Origin of the sequence: uncultured Maritalea sp. (genome assembly GCF_937139385.1) — a bacterium.
Classification (GTDB): Bacteria; Pseudomonadota; Alphaproteobacteria; order Rhizobiales; family Devosiaceae; genus Maritalea; species Maritalea porphyrae_A.
In genome coordinates, this window is sequence record NZ_CAKZPW010000037.1 from 1 (window position 1) to 2,943 (window position 2,943).

The following is a 2,943-nucleotide window of genomic DNA, read 5'->3' on the forward strand; positions in this document are numbered from 1 at the left end:
ATCGCGCGATCAAGCCTGTCGTCGATGGATGCAGCATCGTGTCCAGAAACTGGTGCATTGACAAACATAGCGCGCAAGACATCGCGACGGATCTCAGCGAGTTCATTCAAGGCAAGCCCTGCGCCCGCAATCTGAGCAAAAACGGCCAGCATGCCCGTACCGGCTGAAGGCTCAAGAACCAAGTCAGATGGGCGAAACCCCGCAGCTTGAGCAACAATCGCTGCGAGGGGCAGGGGGGTCGAGAATTGCTGCAAACGAACGCTGTCTTCCGAGCGCCGCGTATGTGATGGCGCAAGTGCTGACAACCGTTCGATCATACTGAGAAACTGAGCAGGGGACGCGGCTTGCTTTTGCATTAACGTGCCGTAGCGCGAGATCATCATGATCTGGGCGATCTCTGCGGCATCATAGGCGTCCTTCCAGACCCATGCACCGCTTGTGTCACTGGCATTAAAAGCGCCCTCCATCGCTGCTCGAAGCCTTTTGGCGTCGATAGGTTTGCCTGTCTCAAACACCGGGAGAAGCGTTTTTGCAGCCTGAACAAGACGTTCAGCGAAGGTAAGTTGAGGGGTTGCTGCCGGTTCAGTGGCTTCGAGCTGTGCAGCAAGGGCTGCCGTCTTGGGGTGAGCATTCATGGGCGGTCTCCAAGTTGAGGATTATCCCCAACCCGCGCGCACTCTCTCGCCCGGGAGGGGTCATCCCTCCCGCCCTGTCTCTTGCTCTTCTTTTGTCGGCAGTCTCGACTTGGTACTATCCATCTCAGCACAAAAACCAAGCGCCCTATTCTTGGCGAAGGCACACTTTCAGCTTGAAGTTGTGACAGCCATTACCCACAAATGAACTCGTATTACTTTGTTTTAGATTTGGGTATTTAGCCGACAATGAGTGAGCAAAAAGCAGCACCAATTGATCCACAAGTTCTGCTTAGAACTAAAGACTTTCTTGTGAGCCGCACTCAGAAAACTCTGAATGCACCGCCATTTCTAGCGCTCGCAATTGAATTGGGCCATCTGCCAGATACGCGAAGTGCGCTCCAAGCCTTGGTGAAAACAGGCTTCACGCCGCAGAAATTGCTCCAAAAATTCCCAAACGTTACGGCTTGGGCAATATGTGCTTCGTTGCTCGAAAACTACGGCAAAGGAACGCAAGAAATATGGCCACTGATTGGTCGATTGTTTGGCAAAGACCCCTCGCTTCCAGCGCGTACAGAAATCGTAGCCTCATTCAAATCTGTCTGCCGAAAGATTGGACTGGTGACGGATGGTTTTGACCGCAATGTTGATGTCTTTCTAATTCATGTTGGGGTTGCACGCGGGCAGTTGGGACATGTTGCAAAGGCGTTTTTGCAGCAAGAGGCGGCCAACGGCTTGCCTTCCTCTGACGACGTCGTTCAATTGAACCGTTGGGAAGACGATGCTGTTTTGACATTCTTACCGGTCGGGGTGCATGTTCCCGAGCGCCCTATCTTGCACGACGAAACTGCGTGGATGGCGGCTCTTTTCCTAAAATGGCGTGTGAATCCTACAGAGCTTCGAGAGCAGAGCACTTTTGCTGCGGAGTTCGCGGACACTCTTGAGAAAATCGAAAAAGATGTTGGCTCGACATCACTGCTTGCCTCGCAGCCCTCGCCACGGCTGATTTGGCTGGATGGTCGCCCACAATTGCAGGTGCCTGCCGGTGCCGGAAGGCTACAGGTCAACATCGGTTCGCAAACACTCAGACTCAGGCGTGGTCAAACATGGCCACTACTTAATCCGATTCCCCCAGATCTTACTTGGGTCGCAGATGGGGAAAGCCGCCATTTACCGCTATACAACGCGGCATTTGTCATCTTCGAACCAGAAGATGGCCGACAGTTGGTGCCTCGCAAAGGAACCAACGAATGGATTGTTCAGACAAGTGTGGCGACGGTGACCTCTACCCGGGAATTCACGGTGGATGGGGTTCCGGCTGACCTATTTGGGCCCAACCTCTATGTTGCTCAAGTAAGTTTGCGGGAGAATCCTGCCGAACTGCGATCACCCAACCAAAGCGTGCTATTACGCGGCTCCAAAAGAACCAGGATTAGCATCGAAGGCCGCCCAATCGCGGTGCAATCCGGCAGAGCTGGCAGTTTATGGTCAGGTGACGCGGACATCGTGTTGGAAGCAGCGCTATACACAGATCGCCGTGTAACTATTAGAGTAGAATGTGGTGATCAATCAGAACGTGTCCATTGCCAACTCGATGAGAACGATATTGGCCGACTGTCTGTGGCCAACATCCTAAAAAGTTTGGGGCTAGATCAGACCGGTGATCCCATCCGCATCGTTTTAACAATGCTGCGCGAAGCGGACGGTCAACTCATCGAGACGCGCATCAGGCGGGAAATTTTCGTCTGGCCAACATACGCAGGCTTGGATGGCGTCACTTTCCTATGCCCGAACCCACCTTCAAATTTTGTGGAAGCATCATCCAAATACGTTTTGCACGACGCGTCCGGAAATCTGTGTTTGGATCGCAGGGGCGGCTACGACAAAGCCCTGATAGGTTTTGAGATTGACTCTGAAACACGCCAGTTTCTCGTCGACTGGCCTGAGATATCCATGGTGTTGGAAAGAACAAACGGCACACGAGAGCCATTGATGCTTGGGAGCGCAATCATTCTGGGTCCTGATGATTGGAACAGTTCACTTGTAGTTCGATCTCCAGATCGCCGGGCAACCTTGACCATTGCAGGTCGTCCGTTGGAACGGCCTTTCGCCAATACCGGTAGCTGGGCAATTCCACTTCGTCAGCTTCACCAAGCTCACGACAATCACATTTACTTGCTCAACGGTGCTGCTCGTACTTTGCTGGCACGCATTGAGACAGTTGCCGCCCCAAAAGAGCTTACGATAAACCACCGCGCAGATGGGGTCACGGCCCGGATCTGTGCCCCTTTTTCAACGCTCTTTCCGCCCA

Annotated in this window: 1 protein-coding gene and 1 pseudogene; one reads left to right on the top strand and one right to left on the bottom strand. The window is 53.1% G+C overall.

Annotation, left to right across the window (positions count from 1 at the left end):
- Positions 1-635 (bottom strand): annotated as a pseudogene (locus Q0231_RS01545) (methylase); the annotation flags it as partial.
- A gap of 246 nt (positions 636-881) precedes the next feature.
- On the opposite strand from Q0231_RS01545, the gene Q0231_RS01550 reads away from it, so the two are divergent.
- Positions 882-2,943 (top strand): hypothetical protein (locus Q0231_RS01550; protein ID WP_299344144.1); only part of this gene is annotated, 2,062 nt, incomplete at its 3' end.